Source organism: Citrobacter sp. LST-B2, from assembly GCF_057983045.1.
Window position 1 is genome coordinate 3339558 of sequence record NZ_CP192598.1, and the last position, 15935, is coordinate 3355492.

The window sequence follows — 15935 nt, forward strand, 5'->3', positions numbered from 1 at the left end:
GAAAAAAAAGAAGGCATTAATATGCCTTCTTTTATATGCGTAATCAGGCGGCAATTACAAATCATCAAGGAAAGTTTTATCCAGTTGTTTGAAGGCACGCTTAAGCGTGTCAGCTAACGCCTGGTAATCCGGCTTCCCTTCAACCGGGGAGAGCGCTTGCCCCGCCTCCTGTAATTTGCCTCTGACTTCATAAAACCAGTTCAGGATCGAGGGCGGCAGCGGCGTGACGGAACGCTTCCCTAACCACCACAGCCCCTGCATCGGCAGGCTGAGCGCGAACAACGCGGTGGCGACGGCAGGCCCTAACTGGCCGCCCAGTGCTATCTGCCAGCACAGGGTAAAGATAGCGATCGGCGGCATAAAGCGAATAGCGTAACGTGTCATCCGAATCACGCGGTTCTCAACAAAGACGGGTGCAAGGCGCTTTTCCATTGGCCACGTCTTTGAGTAATGTTGCCCCCGACGAAAAAGGCTAAAAAAATTTACGGAGCGATGATCCGGCGTCGACATGGCTTACCTCAACTTCACATATAAAATTTCAAATATTTGTGCAAAACAACAACTATACGGGACAACGTTCAAAACATTTTGTCATTGATACCCACTATCGGGTATCCTGTAGCGGCCTGTAAAAGGCCTGTAGTCCAAAATCATTGAGTCGTCAAATTTACATATAGTATGCCATTGGCTGAAAAATACGCAAAATGGCATAGACTCAAAGGTATTTCTTCCATCATGCCAAAAAAGACAACTGGCATGATGTTAATCATAAATGTCAGCGTCACACTGCGCTACGCTCTATGGCTCCCTGACGTTTTTTTAGCCACGTATCAATAATAGGTACTTCCATGTCGAGTAAGTTAGTACTGGTTCTGAACTGCGGTAGCTCCTCACTGAAATTTGCAATCATCGATGCAGTTAACGGTGAAGAGTACCTTTCTGGTTTAGCCGAATGTTTCCATCTCCCTGAAGCACGTATCAAATGGAAAATGGACGGCGGTAAACAAGAAGCGGCTTTAGGTGCAGGCGCCGCTCACAGTGAAGCGCTGAACTTTATCGTTAATACTATTCTGGCACAAAAACCAGAACTGTCTGCGCAGTTGACTGCAATCGGTCACCGTATCGTACACGGCGGCGAGAAGTATACCAGCTCCGTGGTTATCGATGACTCTGTTATTCAGGGCATCAAAGATTCTGCCTCTTTCGCACCGCTGCATAACCCGGCTCACCTGATCGGGATTGCAGAAGCACTGAAATCCTTCCCGCAGTTGAAAGACAAAAACGTGGCTGTGTTTGACACCGCGTTCCATCAGACCATGCCGGAAGAGTCTTACCTCTATGCCCTGCCGTACAGCCTGTACAAAGAACACGGCGTTCGCCGTTATGGCGCGCACGGTACCAGCCACTTCTTCGTTACCCAGGAAGCGGCAAAAATGCTGAACAAACCGGTAGAAGAGCTGAACATCATCACGTGCCACCTGGGCAACGGGGGTTCTGTTTCTGCTATCCGCAATGGTAAATGTGTTGATACCTCTATGGGCCTGACTCCGCTGGAAGGTCTGGTGATGGGTACCCGCTCTGGTGACATCGACCCGGCAATCATTTTCCACCTGCACGACACACTGGGCATGAGCGTTGATCAGATCAACAAGATGCTGACCAAAGAATCCGGCCTACTGGGTCTGACCGAAGTGACCAGCGACTGCCGTTATGTTGAAGACAACTACACCACCAAAGAAGACGCAAAACGTGCAATGGACGTTTACTGCCACCGTCTGGCGAAGTACATCGGTTCCTACACGGCGCTGATGGACGGTCGTCTGGACGCGGTTGTCTTCACCGGCGGTATCGGTGAGAACGCGGCCATGGTTCGCGAGCTGTCCCTGGGTAAACTGGGCGTGCTGGGCTTTGAAGTTGATCATGAACGTAACCTGGCTGCCCGTTTCGGCAAATCTGGTTTCATCAACAAAGAAGGTACCCGTCCTGCGGTGGTGATCCCAACCAACGAAGAACTGGTTATCGCGCAAGACGCGAGCCGTCTGACTGCCTGATATCACACCGCCAGCTAAGCTGGCGGTGCTGTTTTGTAACCCGCCCAACGGGCGGTAACGAAAGAGGATAAACCGTGTCCCGTATTATTATGCTGATCCCTACCGGAACCAGCGTCGGCCTGACCAGCGTCAGCCTCGGCGTCATCCGTGCTATGGAACGCAAAGGCGTTCGTCTGAGTGTCTTTAAGCCCATCGCCCAGCCACGCGCCGGTGGCGATGCGCCAGACCAGACCACCGCTATCGTTCGTGCAAACTCTTCTGTCACCGCGGCTGAACCGCTGAAGATGAGCCACGTAGAGTCTCTGCTGTCCAGCAATCAGAAAGATGTGCTGATGGAAGAGATCATCGCAAACTACCATGCGAACACCAAAGACGCAGAAGTGGTACTGGTTGAAGGCCTGGTCCCAACCCGTAAACACCAGTTCGCGCAGTCTCTGAACTACGAAATCGCCAAAACGCTGAACGCGGAAATCGTCTTCGTCATGTCTCAGGGCACCGATACGCCGGAACAGTTGAACGAGCGTATTGAACTGACTCGCAGCAGCTTCGGCGGCGCAAAAAACACCAACATCACCGGCGTTATCGTGAACAAACTGAACGCTCCGGTTGATGAACAAGGTCGTACCCGTCCGGATCTGTCTGAGATTTTCGACGACTCTTCCAAAGCGCAGGTCGTAAAAGTCGATCCGGCACAGCTCACCGCGAGCAGCCCGCTGCCGGTTCTCGGCGCAGTGCCGTGGAGCTTTGAGCTGATCGCGACCCGTGCGATCGACATGGCGCGCCACCTGAATGCCACCATCGTCAACGAAGGCGACATCAATACGCGTCGCGTGAAGTCTGTCACTTTCTGTGCGCGTAGCATTCCGCACATGCTGGAACACTTCCGCGCCGGTTCCCTGCTGGTCACCTCCGCTGACCGTCCAGACGTGCTGGTTGCCGCGTGTCTGGCCGCGATGAATGGCGTTGAAATCGGCGCCCTGCTGCTGACCGGTGGCTACGAAATGGATGCGCGCATCTCTAAACTGTGTGAACGCGCTTTCGCTACCGGCCTGCCGGTATTCATGGTGAACACCAACACCTGGCAAACTTCTCTGAGCCTGCAGAGCTTCAACCTGGAAGTGCCGGTTGACGATCACGCACGCATCGAGAAAGTTCAGGAATACGTGGCGAACTACATCAACGCTGACTGGATCGAGTCCCTGACCGCGACCTCTGAGCGTAGCCGTCGTCTGTCTCCTCCAGCCTTCCGCTATCAGCTGACCGAACTGGCGCGTAAAGCCGGTAAACGCGTTGTGCTGCCAGAAGGCGACGAACCGCGTACCGTGAAAGCGGCAGCCATCTGTGCTGAACGTGGTATCGCAACCTGCGTACTGCTGGGTAACCCGGAAGAGATCAACCGCGTTGCGGCCTCTCAGGGCGTTGAGCTCGGCGCTGGCATCGAAATCGTGGACCCGGAAGTGGTTCGCGAAAGCTATGTCGCGCGTCTGGTTGAACTGCGTAAGAGCAAAGGCATGACCGAAACCGTTGCCCGCGAACAGCTGGAAGACAACGTGGTTCTCGGTACGCTGATGCTGGAACAAGACGAAGTTGACGGTCTGGTATCAGGCGCTGTTCACACCACGGCTAACACCATTCGTCCGCCGCTGCAGCTTATCAAAACTGCGCCAGGCAGTTCACTGGTTTCCTCCGTCTTCTTCATGCTGCTGCCAGAACAGGTTTACGTTTACGGCGACTGCGCGATCAACCCGGATCCGACCGCAGAACAGCTGGCTGAAATCGCTATCCAGTCTGCCGACTCTGCCATTGCCTTTGGTATCGAACCGCGCGTCGCAATGCTCTCCTACTCCACCGGCACCTCTGGTGCGGGTAGCGACGTTGAGAAAGTGCGTGAAGCAACTCGTCTTGCACAGGAAAAACGTCCTGACCTGATGATCGACGGTCCGCTGCAGTACGATGCCGCCGTGATGGCTGACGTGGCAAAATCCAAAGCGCCGAACTCTCCAGTTGCGGGTCGCGCTACCGTGTTCATCTTCCCGGATCTGAACACCGGTAACACCACTTACAAAGCGGTACAGCGTTCTGCCGACCTGATCTCCATCGGGCCGATGCTGCAGGGTATGCGCAAGCCGGTGAACGACCTGTCCCGTGGCGCGCTGGTTGACGATATCGTCTACACCATCGCTCTGACCGCGATTCAGTCTTCACAACAGCAGTAAGTTGTCTCCGCTGGGTCCAGACGGGCCCGGTCAAAAGCCGGAAATCACCCTGATTTCCGGCTTTTTTATTGCCGTTTCTGGCAATGCAAAAACGGATTTATTTGCTTAACTGCGCTGCATCAATGAATAACCATTCGCCTGTTTGCATACTTAGCCTCTTTGCTTTGCAACAGGGATAGTCTTTCATGTCTGCAGTAACCGAAACACAGCCAGCCAGAAAATGGGCCATGCCCGATACGCTGGTCATTATTTTCTTTGTCGCCATTTTAACCAGCCTTGCGACCTGGGTTGTCCCCGTCGGGATGTTCGACAGCCAGGAGGTGCAATACCAGGTAGATGGTCAGACAAAAACCCGTAAAGTGGTTGACCCCCACTCTTTCCGTATTCTGACCAACGAGGCCGGTGAAGCGCAGTATCATCCGGTTAAATTCTTCACTACCGGCGATGAAAGCCCGGGACTGATGAACTTCCCGTTCGAAGGGCTGACCTCCGGCTCTAAATTCGGTACCGCCGTCGGTATCATCATGTTTATGCTGGTAATTGGCGGTGCGTTTGGCATCGTTATGCGCACGGGAACTATTGATAACGGCATCCTTGCGCTCATCCGTCATACCAAAGGCAACGAGGTTCTGTTTATCCCGGTACTGTTTATTCTCTTCTCGCTGGGCGGTGCGGTGTTCGGCATGGGAGAAGAGGCGGTTGCCTTCGCGATCATCATCGCGCCGCTGATGGTGCGACTGGGGTATGACAGTATCACCACGGTGTTAGTGACCTATATTGCGACACAAATTGGCTTTGCCAGTTCATGGATGAACCCTTTCTGCGTGGTGGTCGCGCAGGGCATTGCCGGCGTACCGGTCCTCTCCGGTTCCGGTCTGCGCATCGTGGTATGGGTTATTTCGACACTGATCGGTCTGACGTTTACCCTGGTCTATGCCTCGCGGGTGAAAAAGAATCCGCTTCTGTCACGTGTGCATGAATCTGACCGTTTCTTTCGCGAACAGCAGGATGACGTTGTCGAGCGCCGCTTCACAATCGGCGACTGGCTGGTGCTGCTGGTACTGACCGGGGTGATGGTTTGGGTGGTCTGGGGCGTTATCGTCAACGCATGGTTTATTCCGGAGATAGCCAGCCAGTTCTTCACCATGGGCCTGGTCATTGGCATTATCGCCGTTGTCTTCCGTCTTAACGGCATGACGGTCAACATTATGGCGTCCTCATTCACCGAAGGCGCACGCATGATGATTGCCCCCGCCCTGCTGGTAGGTTTTGCCAAAGGCATTTTACTGTTGGTAGGCAACGGCGAAGCGGGTGACGCCAGCGTGCTCAATACGCTGTTACACAGCATCGCCAACGGCATCAGCGGACTGGACAACGCCGTTGCCGCGTGGTTTATGCTGCTCTTCCAGGCAGTGTTTAATTTCTTTGTAACGTCGGGATCGGGCCAGGCGGCGCTGACCATGCCGCTGTTAGCGCCGCTCGGCGATCTGGTGGGGGTTAACCGTCAGGTCACCGTACTGGCGTTCCAGTTTGGCGATGGCTTTAGCCACATCATCTATCCGACCTCTGCATCACTGATGGCGACATTAGGCGTCTGTCGGGTGGATTTCCGTAACTGGTTGAAAGTGGGTGCGACGCTGCTGGGGCTGCTATTCATTATGTCCAGCGTGGTGGTGATTGGCGCACAAATCATGGGATACCACTAAAAGACAAAAGGAGCCGCTTATGGCTCCTTTTTACGGTTAGTTCAGAAAGGACGCTACTCCGCCTCTTCCTGCTTCTCCTGTTGCGACTCTGACCTTGCCGCTTCATTTTTAGCGTTACGGGTCATCCACAGCGCCAGCGCTTTCAGCGAGTCGGGCGTGAATTCATCACAACGGGCGGTAATTTCTTCCGGCGTCAACCAGCAAACTTCGCTGACCTCTTCTTCCTGCAAGGCGAACGGGCCGTGCGACACACAGCTGAACAGCGCACCCCAGACGCGACAGTTCTTATCTTCAAAGTAGAACTGACCATGTTCGGCGAATGGCACACCGGCGATGCCTAACTCTTCTTCCGCTTCACGGCGGGCAGAATCCAGCAACTGTTCGTCAGCCTGCACAACGCCACCGGCAGTGGCATCTAACATTCCGGGTAAAAAGTCTTTTGTCTCGGTACGACGTTGCACCAGTATTTTGCCCATTCCGTCGTGTACAACAATATAGGTCGCACGATGACGCAGGCCCTGCGCTCGCATCTGTTCCCGGCTGGATTGTGCAATGACTTCGTTGTCTTCATTCACAATATCCACCCATTCCGTACTTGCCAAACGACGCTGTTCCACCATCAGGAAACCTTCTTTTTCTGGCGCTCTTACGGCGCATTTACATATGTGGGGGTAAATTACGAATTAATCGCCACCTGCGCAATGATACTTTGATCATTGAGTGCGATAACGCTCAAAACATTATCGTCCAGCAGGCCATAACTTGCCTGATAGCCACCTTTCGGAATGCTTACTGAACCCGGGTTGAAGTGATAAATATCGCCTCTTTTTTCTGCCACCGGCAGATGCGTATGCCCGTATACCAGGACATCACCGGCCCGCAGTGCCGGCAGGTTATCCGGCCCAAAGAGATGACCGTGAGTCAGAAACAGTCGCTGATTTTCCAGTAGCACCTGCTGCCAGGGCGCGGTTATTGGAAACTGCAGCAGCATTTGATCCACTTCACTATCACAATTTCCCCGCACCGCGACAATCTGCGACGCCTGTTCATTGAGCCGCTCAGCGACCTGAGCGGGCGCGTAGCCTTCGGGTAACGCATTTCGCGGTCCGTGGTTGAGGACATCGCCCAGTATCACCAGCCACTGCGCGCCGCTCTGTGAAAACAGGGTCAGCACGCGTTCTGTAGCGGGCAGGGACCCATGAATGTCGGATGCAAACATCAGTTTCATCACATGCTCCGTGTCATCAAAAACCGCATTATGATACTGGATTACAAACGTTTTATCAGCCTGAACGCTTCGCGGAAAGCGCAATATAACGCTGGACAGAGGCGCGTTGCCACTGAAATGCTGCATATTCCGCCAGTCGCTCCGGGACGTCGTCGCCGTTGAGAACCAGACGGTTGAGCATCAGGGCTAAATCAGTATCGGCCAGACACCATTCACCGAAAAGATTTGGCATGTCATGTGCCAGCAGATTCCCCGCTATGGAGAACAGTTTGTCTGCGCTGATTTTCCCCGCCTCGCTCAGCGGTCCTTTTTTTACCCCACCGAAAACGACATCCGTCGGACGTTCTTCTCGAATGGGCAGTAAATCACTGCGCAACCATGCCTGTATCTGCCGCGCACGCGCGCGTTTTTGCAGGTCGTGAGGATAGATTCGCTCCCAGGTGGGTGGCGAAAAGCGGTCTTCCAGGTATTCAGCAATCGCGGAGGACTCGCTCAACTCAAAACCATCGATGTTCAGCAACGGTACCCGACGCGTCAGTGCATACCCCTGCCAGCCCGGTTGTAGATGCTCACCGTTGTTAAGATCGACGGTTTTCAGACTAAACGGCAGTCCCTTTTCCTGCAAAGCGACATACACGGAGAGCACATAGGGGGAGAAATAGTTTGCATCGGACCACAGCGTGATAGTGGGTTTACTCATGGCATCCTCGTCTTTATTAGGCTTTTCTCCCAACATAGAGGGTCTTTCGCTCGCTGTCACCTGATGAAAACTCACACAGCACGACAGGCTTTCTATACTTGTGGTTGGCTTATCCGATAAACACGTTGTGGAGCAGAAATGATCGACCTCTATTACGCCCCGACACCCAATGGGCACAAGATTACCCTCTTCCTTGAGGAAGCCGCGCTGGACTACCGATTAATTAAAGTGGATATCAGTAAGGGTAATCAGTTTCGCCCCGATTTCCTCGCCATTTCACCCAACAATAAAATTCCCGCGATCGTCGATCATAACCCGCTCGATGGCGGCACATCGCTGAGCCTGTTTGAGTCCGGTGCCATTTTGCTCTATCTGGCGGAAAAGAGCGGCCTGTTGCTTAGCGGTGAATTACGCGAGCGCCATAGCACGCTGCAATGGCTGTTCTGGCAGGTGGGCGGGCTGGGCCCAATGCTTGGTCAAAACCACCATTTCAACCATTTTGCTCCACAGTCCATCCCCTACGCTATTGAGCGCTATCAGGTTGAAACACAACGGCTGTATAACGTTCTCAATAAACGGCTGGAGATGTCGCCGTGGCTGGGCGGCGAGCATTACAGCATTGCCGATATCGCCTGCTGGCCGTGGGTGAACGCCTGGCAGCGTCAGCGCGTCGACCTGGACATGTTTCCCGCCGTGAAGAATTGGTTTGAGCGCATTCGCAGTCGGCCCGCCACAGAACGCGCAATGATGCTGGCGTATCAGGATCCTGCGTGAGCAAGAGGATAACGCGACCGGGTTCTCGTGTATCATGCGAGAGTTCATACATGGAGGAGACCTGCAATGTCACATCATGACGCTATAATTCGTATAAAAAACCTTCGCTTACGCACTTTCATTGGCATCAAAGAGGAAGAGATCAATAACCGACAGGATATTGTCATCAACGTTGCGATTCACTATCCGGCGGACAAGGCTCGCGTCAGCGAAGATATCAATGATGCGTTGAATTACCGCACGATCACTAAAAATATCATCCTGCACGTTGAGAACAATCGCTTCTCATTGTTAGAAAAATTAACCCAGGATGTGCTCGATATCGCACGCGAACACCACTGGGTCACTTATGCTGAAGTGGAAGTCGACAAACTACACGCGTTGCGTTATGCCGATTCCGTCTCCATGACGTTGAGCTGGCAGCGCTAACCGCCATCACGGGAGGCTGCATGAAGATACTGGTAACTGGAGGGACTGGCCTTATTGGAGGACACCTGGTCCCGCGCCTGCAGGAACTGGGTCATCAGGTGACCGTACTGACCCGCCACCGCGATACTGCCCGGGAAAAGCTCAATGACCGGGTGAAACTGTGGGACTCGCTGGAAGATAAGCAAAATCTCGACGGTTTTGACGCGGTGATTAACCTGGCCGGTGAGCCCATTGCTGACAAGCGCTGGACGACGGAGCAAAAAGATCGCTTGTGTCAGAGCCGCTGGCGCATCACCCAGAAACTGGCGGACCTCATTAATGCCAGTGAAACCCCGCCGTCAGTCCTGATTTCAGGTTCTGCCACAGGTTATTATGGCGATCTGGGCGAAGTGGTCGTCACTGAGGAAGAACCGCCGCATAACGAATTCACCCATAAACTTTGCGCACGCTGGGAGCAAATTGCCTGCGAAGCGCAAAGCGACAAAACGCGTGTTTGCCTGCTGCGTACCGGCGTGGTGCTGGCACCAAAGGGCGGGATCCTCGGTAAAATGGTTCCACCGTTTCGTCTGGGTCTCGGTGGCCCCATTGGCAACGGTCGCCAGTATCTGGCCTGGATCCACATTGATGATATGGTCAATGCGATTCTCTGGCTGCTGGATAACGACCTGCGTGGGCCGTTCAACATGGTCTCGCCCTATCCCGTACGCAATGAGCAGTTTGCTCATGCGCTGGGACATGCCCTGCAACGGCCAGCCATTCTTCGCGTACCAGCCACCGTGATTCGCCTGCTGATGGGCGAATCATCGGTACTGGTGCTGGGTGGGCAACGCGCCCTGCCCAAACGACTGGAAGCCGCCGGATTTCCCTTCCGTTGGTATGACCTTGAAGAAGCGCTGTCGGATGTCGTTCGCTAACGTCTTCCCTGTTCACTCTCGCCGTTCCGGTGGTAAGGTAGTCTCACTGGCTCCCGGAATGGCGATTTTATGGCACGACTCACAACCGAACGACTGACGCTTTCCCCGTTTCAACCCACAGACTGGCCCTTTTTCCTCGCGCTTCGTGAAAATCCGGACATCATGCGTTTTATGGGCAACCTCTGCCCGGAACGCGAAACGCGTTTGCTGTTTGCGCGTCGTCTTACCTCAAAACACACCTTCGTGATCCGCCAGCATCACGATGCCACACCGCTGGGCGACATTGGCTTACAAATCAGCCATCATTTTCCGCAGGAAGCTGACATCGGTTATTGCGTTATCCCCGCCGTCCAGGGACGCGGTATCGCCAGTGAGGCCGTTCGTGCCGTCTGCGACTATGCCTTCCGCGAAGCTGGCGTGAAAGCCATCAACGCCTGGGTGCTTGCCGAGAACCGGGGTTCAGTCCGCCTGCTGGAAAAACTGGGATTTGTGCGTACGCAGGTGCTGGAGAAAGCGTTTGAGATCAACGGTATCCACTATGACGACTGGGGATACCGTCTGGAGATGGCGTGAGGTTAACCGTTCATCGACGCAAGAAAGTCTCAGGCGCGCGTAGCGGTAAGCTCGTCAACGGGAAGACCGGTTATCCTGGCGACGGTGTGGGCATCAATCCCATCTGCCAGCATCATACGTGCAATCCGCTGGGCTTCATCGCGTTTGCCCTGTTGAATCCCCTGATCTAACCCCTGCTGACGCAATCTGTCGGCGATAGTCATTAGTCTCTCCTTGTGGTGGGGTGAACGCTGGGCAACCTCGGCAAGAAACTCACTAAAATGCGCGGCGTCACCGGTTTGCATCATATAATTAAACAGCGTTTTCAACTGGCTGTCATTAGCGTAACCCTTAATCAACAGGGCAACTAATTGCTCCATCAAGCCCATTAAATCACGCTTGCGGATATGCTTTTGCATTAACTCCAGGAGCGCTATCCGTCGATGCTGCATAATGTCATCATCCGCCACAACCGTAATATCAACCAGAGGAAAGGCGGCGGTATAGAGTTGTCTTGCCGTGAAGGGATCGGCAAACTCGTCCAGCCAACACAAGGAAAAGGGATAGGGCGTCACCGCGCCGTGATAAAATAACATCGGGATCACCAATGGCAGTTTTTTATGTCCGGCATCGAGATGACGTTGCATTGCCCCCATGGCATAGCGCATCAGTCGGAATGCCATATGAGCATCGGGTAAACTTTGATGTTCAATCACCACATAGATAAAGCCCTCTCCTTCCGCCGTCTTTAACGACCAAAGAACATCGGAATAATACGCACGGAGATTCTCTTCAATAAAGCTACCTGACTCGAGTTTCAGCGAGTCCAGATCGCAAAGTTGCCGCAATGAAGCAGGCAGATGGAATTCCAGGAAATCTCTGGCAGTGTCCGGGTGGCACATGAACGTTTTAAACACCGCATCATGCGCTGTAACCTTAGCTGTTGTCATGGCCATACCATCATCCCTGTGAGTCGATGACATGACGTTACGCGCATTAATCGTCTGCGACACCAACAGACGTTGCGCTTTGCGGTGATGAATCCAGGGTAAATGCGCTGGTCTGCAATATTTTCAGGGCTTACGGAAAGTCACTCGCAAAAAAAGCCGGGAGGCTGTTGCCTTTCCCGGCTTACCTTAACGATACGCCTGAACCCGTTACTTCAGCGATCCTTTCAGGAACTGTTGCAGGCGTGGACTTTGGGGGTTACCGAAGAGTTGCTCTGGATTGCCCTCTTCTTCGATTTTCCCCTGATGCAAGAAAATCACGTGGCTGGAGACATGGCGGGCAAAGCCCATTTCGTGCGTCACCACCACCATCGTTTTCCCCTCTTCGGCCAGTTGCTGCATGATACGCAGCACCTCGCCGACCAGTTCAGGATCCAGCGCCGAGGTTGGTTCATCAAAGAGCAACACTTCCGGCTCCATCGCCAGGGCGCGTGCAATCGACACTCGCTGCTGCTGACCACCGGAAAGATGCACCGGGTATTTCCCCTGTGCACGCTCATCAATGCCGACTTTCGCCAGGTATTTGGTCGCCCGTTCACGGGCTTCCTGTTTGCTCAGACCCAACACCTGAATTGGCGCTTCCATGACGTTTTCCAGCACCGTCATGTGGCTCCACAGGTTAAAGTGCTGAAACACCATCGTCAGGCGGGTACGCAGTAAACGAAGCTGATTTTTATCCGCCACCTTCAGTTGACCGTCTTTGTCACGCACCAGGTTGATGTTCTGGCCGTTGACCACAATCGACCCTTCGCTCGGTTTTTCGAGGAAGTTTATGCAGCGCAAAAATGTACTTTTCCCGGAGCCGGATGAGCCAATAATACTGATCACATCTCCGGCGTTGGCCTGCAGTGAAACCCCTTTCAGCACTTCGTGTTCGCCGTAGCGTTTGTGCAAATCGATAACGTTTAATTTATTCTCAGACATCGTGTTACCCGAATTATTTAGAGGAAACATGCTGCAACCAGCGCCTTTCCGCACGGCGGAACAGGCTTATCAGGACATACGATATGATTAAGTACAGCACGGCGGCAATACCGAAAGCGGTAAAGGGCTGATAGGTCGCCGAGTTAATATCACGGGCGATTTTCAGCAGATCCGGAACCGTTGCCGTGAACGCCAGCGCCGTGGAGTGCAGCATTAAAATGACCTCGTTGCTGTACGCGGGTAACGCGATACGCAACGCCGAAGGCAGAATAATGCAACGATACATTTTGAATGAGGAGAAGCCATACGCGCGCGCGGCTTCAATTTCACCGTGCGGAACCGAGCGAATGGCCCCGGCGAAAATCTCTGTGGTATAGGCGCACGTGTTCAGCGTCAGCGCCAGAACGGTACAGTTCAGACCGCTGCGGAAGAAAGCGTTCAGAAAATCGGTGCCTTTGACTATCTCCAGCGTGTACATCCCTGAATAGAACACCAGTAGCTGAACGTACAATGGCGTCCCGCGAAAAATATAGGTAAACAGCCAGATGGGAAACTGGATGAATTTGTTGCTGGAAACACGACCAATGGCCAGAAAAACGGCCAGAATGCCGCCCATCACCACGGAGGAAATCAGCAGCCACAGCGTAATCGCCACCCCCGTAAACCGGTAGCCATCCGTCCACAACAGGGATTTCCAGTACTCCTGAATTATCTCAATCACAGGTCAGCCCTCTTCACACCGACGGAGTAACGGCGCTCAAGGAACAGCAGCACACCATTGGAAACCGTAGTAAATACCAGATAGATAAGCCCGCAGACGATGGCGAAATAGAATGGCTCCCAGGTGCTCTTTCCGGCCAGTTGCGTGGCTTTGACCACATCTTCCAGACCGAGCAGCGAGACCAGCGCCGTCGCTTTGAGGATCACCTGCCAGTTATTCCCAATCCCCGGCAGCGCGTAGCGCATCATTGCCGGAAACATAATACGGCGGAAAATTTGTGAAGAGGTAAAACCGAAAGCGGTAGCGGCTTCAATATGTCCTATTGGTACCGCCATAAAAGCGCCACGAAAGGTTTCTGTAAAATACGCGCCATAGATAAAACCGAGCGTAATAATACCAGCGACCATCGGGTCGATATCAATCTGACTGATGCCTATCGCATCGGTTAATGTGTTGAGTGCTATCTGCAGGCCATAAAAAATCAGCAGCATCAGCACCAGATCCGGCACCCCGCGAATGAGGGTGGTATAAGCTTCGAAAATAAGCCCCGTCACCCGGTTTTGCGAGAGTTTAGCCCCCGCACCGACGAGGCCGATCAGAACGGCCAGCACCACGGAACTGAGAGCCAGTTCCAGCGTGACAATTGCGCCCTGTAAAATAACACCTGAAAACCCGTACAACATGCTGCCTGTCCTGTCGTGAGTGGCGAGTTAGAAGCCTCTTTTGACGTGATGGTGCTACCTGTTATGCCGAATGGCGGCGTAGCCTTATCCGCCCTACAGCAATCACCTGTAGGTCGGATAAGCGCAGTGCCATCAGGCATAAAACCGGTTCATCATCACGTCCTGGGCTTTATCTGCACCTGCGGGGATTAGCCGCCATAAACATCAAAATCAAAGTATTTCTTCGCCAGCTTCTCGTAAGTTCCGTCAGCGCGCATTTCTGCAAACGCTTTGTTCAGGGCTTCACGCAGTTCGTTATCTTCTTTGCGCAGACCCATGCCGGTCCCTACACCAAACAGTTTCTCGTCTTTCACAGACGGGCCGCCGAATTTGTAATCTTTGCCAACGGGTTGTTTCAGGAAGCCTTCGCTTGCGGCAACTTCGTCCTGGAATGCAGCATCAATACGCCCCGCAGTCAGGTCAGAGTAAATATTGTCCTGCCCCTGATACGACACAATCTCAATGCCTTTTGGCGCCCAGTGTTCGTTACCAAACGTCTCCTGAGTGGTGCCCTGCAGCACACCGACGCGTTTGCCTTTCAGCGACTCAACGGTCGGCTGAATGTCTGATGACTTGGCCACGACCAGACGCGAGTCAGCTGCATAAAGTTTGTCGGTGAAGGCGATTTCCTGTTGACGCTTTTCAGTGATCGAAAGCGAGGACATGATCGCGTCGATTTTCTTCGCTTTTAACGACGGGATCAGCGCATCCAGCGGGTTCTCAACGAAGGTACATTGCGTATTAATACGTTTGCACAACTCTTTCGCCAGATCGATATCAAAACCCACCAATTCACCCTGCGCATTCTTCGACTCAAACGGGGCGTAGGTTGGATCGGTACCAATACGAACTTTTTGCGGAATGGCGGCAAAGGCTGCGGTAGCACTGGAGAAAGCCAGGACCAGAGAAAGAGATAACACCAGTTTTTTCATAACTATCCTCAACAGACTGTCTTTTATAGGGGATGTTTACAGGACCAGGTGCAGTTATCGTGCCATTAATCGGGTCGACAAGGCAAAACATTCTGCCCTGTCCCCGGTTTATTTTGCATGAAAAGCGCTTAAATATGCACTTCCGCTCTGTTCAACCGCCATAATTGCACCATAATGGTGCATTCAACCCGTCACGCACCGCTATGGCTAACCCAAACGGTGCAGTCAGGTCCCCCGTATTCAGGTATCAGTCGCCGTAGACGTTAAAGTCAAAATACTTTTTCGCCATCTTGTCGTAAGTGCCATCCTGACGCAGATCGGCCAGCGCCTTATCAAAGGCAGCTTTCAGTTCCGTATCGTCTTTACGTAAACCGACGCCTGTACCGTCGCCGAAGTACTTTTTATCCTTCACGGAAGGGCCGGCAAAAGCAAAGTCTTTGCCCGCAGGCTGTTTGAGGAAACCTTCACTGGCGGCAACTTCGTCCTGCAATGCCGCATCAAGACGGCCCGCCGTCAGGTCAGAGTAAATCAAATCCTGGTTTGCGTAGGCCACCACATCCACGCCTTTGCTACGCCAGGTGTCATTGGCATAGGCTTCCTGAGTGGAGCCTTGTAACACGCCAACGTGCTTACCTTTAAGCGCGTCAAGCGTTGGCTGAATCGGGGAGCCTTTCGCCGCGATCAGACGCGAATCCGCCGCGTACAGTTTGTCGGAGAAGGCAATTTCCTGCTGGCGCTTATCGGTTATGGAGAGCGAAGAGATAATGGCATCAATTTTCTTCGCTTTGAGCGACGGGATCAGTGCATCGAAATCACTGGCGACCCAGGTACATTTGACCTGCATACGCTTACACATCTCATTGCCCAAATCGATATCAAAGCCGATGAAGTCGCCTTTGGCATCTTTTGAAGAGAACGGAGCGTAGGTGGTATCCGTGCCAATGCGCACCGTTTGCGGCAGCGCTGCATAGCTGGATGCAGTAGCAGATAGACCAATCAGCAATGACAGAGCGAGAATTGACTTCTTCATACATAACCCTCAAGTGGAATGACTTTATT

At 53.2% G+C, this 15935-nt stretch carries 17 protein-coding genes; 7 read left to right on the forward strand and 10 right to left on the reverse strand.

Features of this window, described 5'->3' with window-relative positions:
* Window positions 1-54: 54 nt before the first annotated feature.
* Window positions 55-510 (reverse strand): terminus macrodomain insulation protein YfbV, encoded by a 456-nt coding sequence (gene yfbV, locus ACQ0PY_RS16135; protein WP_042317796.1) that lies wholly within the window; start codon window positions 508-510, stop codon window positions 55-57.
* 338 nt (window positions 511-848) lie between these two features.
* Between yfbV and ackA the strand changes: the two genes are divergently transcribed.
* The 3 genes from ackA (at window position 849) to yfcC (ending at window position 5973) form a co-directional block, all read left to right on the forward strand.
* Complete coding sequence (gene ackA / locus ACQ0PY_RS16140) at window positions 849-2051, forward strand: acetate kinase (RefSeq protein ID WP_042317795.1); 1203 nt, start codon at window positions 849-851, stop codon at window positions 2049-2051.
* Window positions 2052-2125: 74 nt separating this feature from the next.
* Entirely contained in the window at window positions 2126-4267 is a 2142-nt protein-coding gene (gene pta / locus ACQ0PY_RS16145; RefSeq protein WP_043000012.1) for a phosphate acetyltransferase, read from the forward strand.
* Between the two features lie 185 nt (window positions 4268-4452).
* Window positions 4453-5973: a putative basic amino acid antiporter YfcC gene (gene yfcC, locus ACQ0PY_RS16150; RefSeq protein WP_043000011.1), complete on the forward strand. Its 1521-nt coding sequence runs from the start codon at window positions 4453-4455 to the stop codon at window positions 5971-5973.
* Between the two features lie 53 nt (window positions 5974-6026).
* Here yfcC and yfcD read toward each other — a convergent pair whose 3' ends face one another.
* Genes yfcD through yfcF form a run of 3 tightly spaced genes read right to left on the reverse strand, consistent with a single transcriptional unit; the run spans window position 6027 to window position 7901 of the window.
* Window positions 6027-6593: an NUDIX hydrolase YfcD gene (gene yfcD / locus ACQ0PY_RS16155; protein ID WP_042317782.1), complete on the reverse strand. Its 567-nt coding sequence runs from the start codon at window positions 6591-6593 to the stop codon at window positions 6027-6029.
* Between the two features lie 56 nt (window positions 6594-6649).
* The gene (gene yfcE, locus ACQ0PY_RS16160; RefSeq protein ID WP_054175965.1) at window positions 6650-7201 is read right to left on the reverse strand and encodes a phosphodiesterase; all 552 of its coding nucleotides are present in this window, start codon (window positions 7199-7201) and stop codon (window positions 6650-6652) included.
* 55 nt (window positions 7202-7256) lie between these two features.
* Complete coding sequence (gene yfcF / locus ACQ0PY_RS16165; RefSeq protein ID WP_109740645.1) at window positions 7257-7901, reverse strand: glutathione transferase; 645 nt, start codon at window positions 7899-7901, stop codon at window positions 7257-7259.
* Between the two features lie 138 nt (window positions 7902-8039).
* Here yfcF and yfcG point away from each other — a divergent pair, with 138 nt between their 5' ends.
* The 4 genes from yfcG (at window position 8040) to ACQ0PY_RS16185 (ending at window position 10591) form a co-directional block, all read left to right on the forward strand.
* The gene (yfcG, locus tag ACQ0PY_RS16170) at window positions 8040-8675 is read left to right on the forward strand and encodes a GSH-dependent disulfide bond oxidoreductase (RefSeq protein WP_061069830.1); all 636 of its coding nucleotides are present in this window, start codon (window positions 8040-8042) and stop codon (window positions 8673-8675) included.
* 66 nt (window positions 8676-8741) lie between these two features.
* Complete coding sequence (gene folX / locus ACQ0PY_RS16175) at window positions 8742-9104, forward strand: dihydroneopterin triphosphate 2'-epimerase (protein ID WP_043000007.1); 363 nt, start codon at window positions 8742-8744, stop codon at window positions 9102-9104.
* A 20-nt stretch (window positions 9105-9124) separates the two neighbouring features.
* Window positions 9125-10018, forward strand: a complete 894-nt coding sequence (locus tag ACQ0PY_RS16180) for a TIGR01777 family oxidoreductase (protein WP_109740428.1) — start codon at window positions 9125-9127, stop codon at window positions 10016-10018.
* 69 nt (window positions 10019-10087) lie between these two features.
* The gene (locus tag ACQ0PY_RS16185; RefSeq protein WP_043000005.1) at window positions 10088-10591 is read left to right on the forward strand and encodes a GNAT family N-acetyltransferase; all 504 of its coding nucleotides are present in this window, start codon (window positions 10088-10090) and stop codon (window positions 10589-10591) included.
* A 29-nt stretch (window positions 10592-10620) separates the two neighbouring features.
* On the opposite strand, the gene ACQ0PY_RS16190 is transcribed toward ACQ0PY_RS16185, so the two are convergent.
* The 6 genes from ACQ0PY_RS16190 to argT all read right to left on the reverse strand — a co-directional run bounded on the left by ACQ0PY_RS16190 (window position 10621) and on the right by argT (window position 15906).
* Window positions 10621-11520, reverse strand: coding sequence for an Rpn family recombination-promoting nuclease/putative transposase (locus ACQ0PY_RS16190; protein ID WP_371811615.1), 900 nt, complete (start codon window positions 11518-11520; stop codon window positions 10621-10623).
* A 207-nt stretch (window positions 11521-11727) separates the two neighbouring features.
* Window positions 11728-12501 carry a histidine ABC transporter ATP-binding protein HisP gene (gene hisP / locus ACQ0PY_RS16195; protein WP_043001873.1) on the reverse strand — a complete coding sequence of 258 codons (774 nt, stop codon included), beginning with the start codon at window positions 12499-12501 and terminating at the stop codon, window positions 11728-11730.
* Window positions 12502-12514: 13 nt separating this feature from the next.
* A complete protein-coding gene (gene hisM / locus ACQ0PY_RS16200; RefSeq protein WP_043000004.1) occupies window positions 12515-13222 on the reverse strand; it encodes a histidine ABC transporter permease HisM in 708 nt (235 codons plus the stop codon).
* Window positions 13219-13905: a histidine ABC transporter permease HisQ gene (locus ACQ0PY_RS16205; protein WP_043000003.1), complete on the reverse strand. Its 687-nt coding sequence runs from the start codon at window positions 13903-13905 to the stop codon at window positions 13219-13221. The genes hisM and ACQ0PY_RS16205 overlap by 4 nt, the downstream gene beginning before the upstream one ends.
* Before the next feature lie 188 nt (window positions 13906-14093).
* The gene (gene hisJ / locus ACQ0PY_RS16210; RefSeq protein ID WP_044258497.1) at window positions 14094-14876 is read right to left on the reverse strand and encodes a histidine ABC transporter substrate-binding protein HisJ; all 783 of its coding nucleotides are present in this window, start codon (window positions 14874-14876) and stop codon (window positions 14094-14096) included.
* Between the two features lie 247 nt (window positions 14877-15123).
* Window positions 15124-15906, reverse strand: a complete 783-nt coding sequence (gene argT, locus ACQ0PY_RS16215; RefSeq protein WP_043000001.1) for a lysine/arginine/ornithine ABC transporter substrate-binding protein ArgT — start codon at window positions 15904-15906, stop codon at window positions 15124-15126.
* Window positions 15907-15935 lie beyond the last annotated feature (29 nt).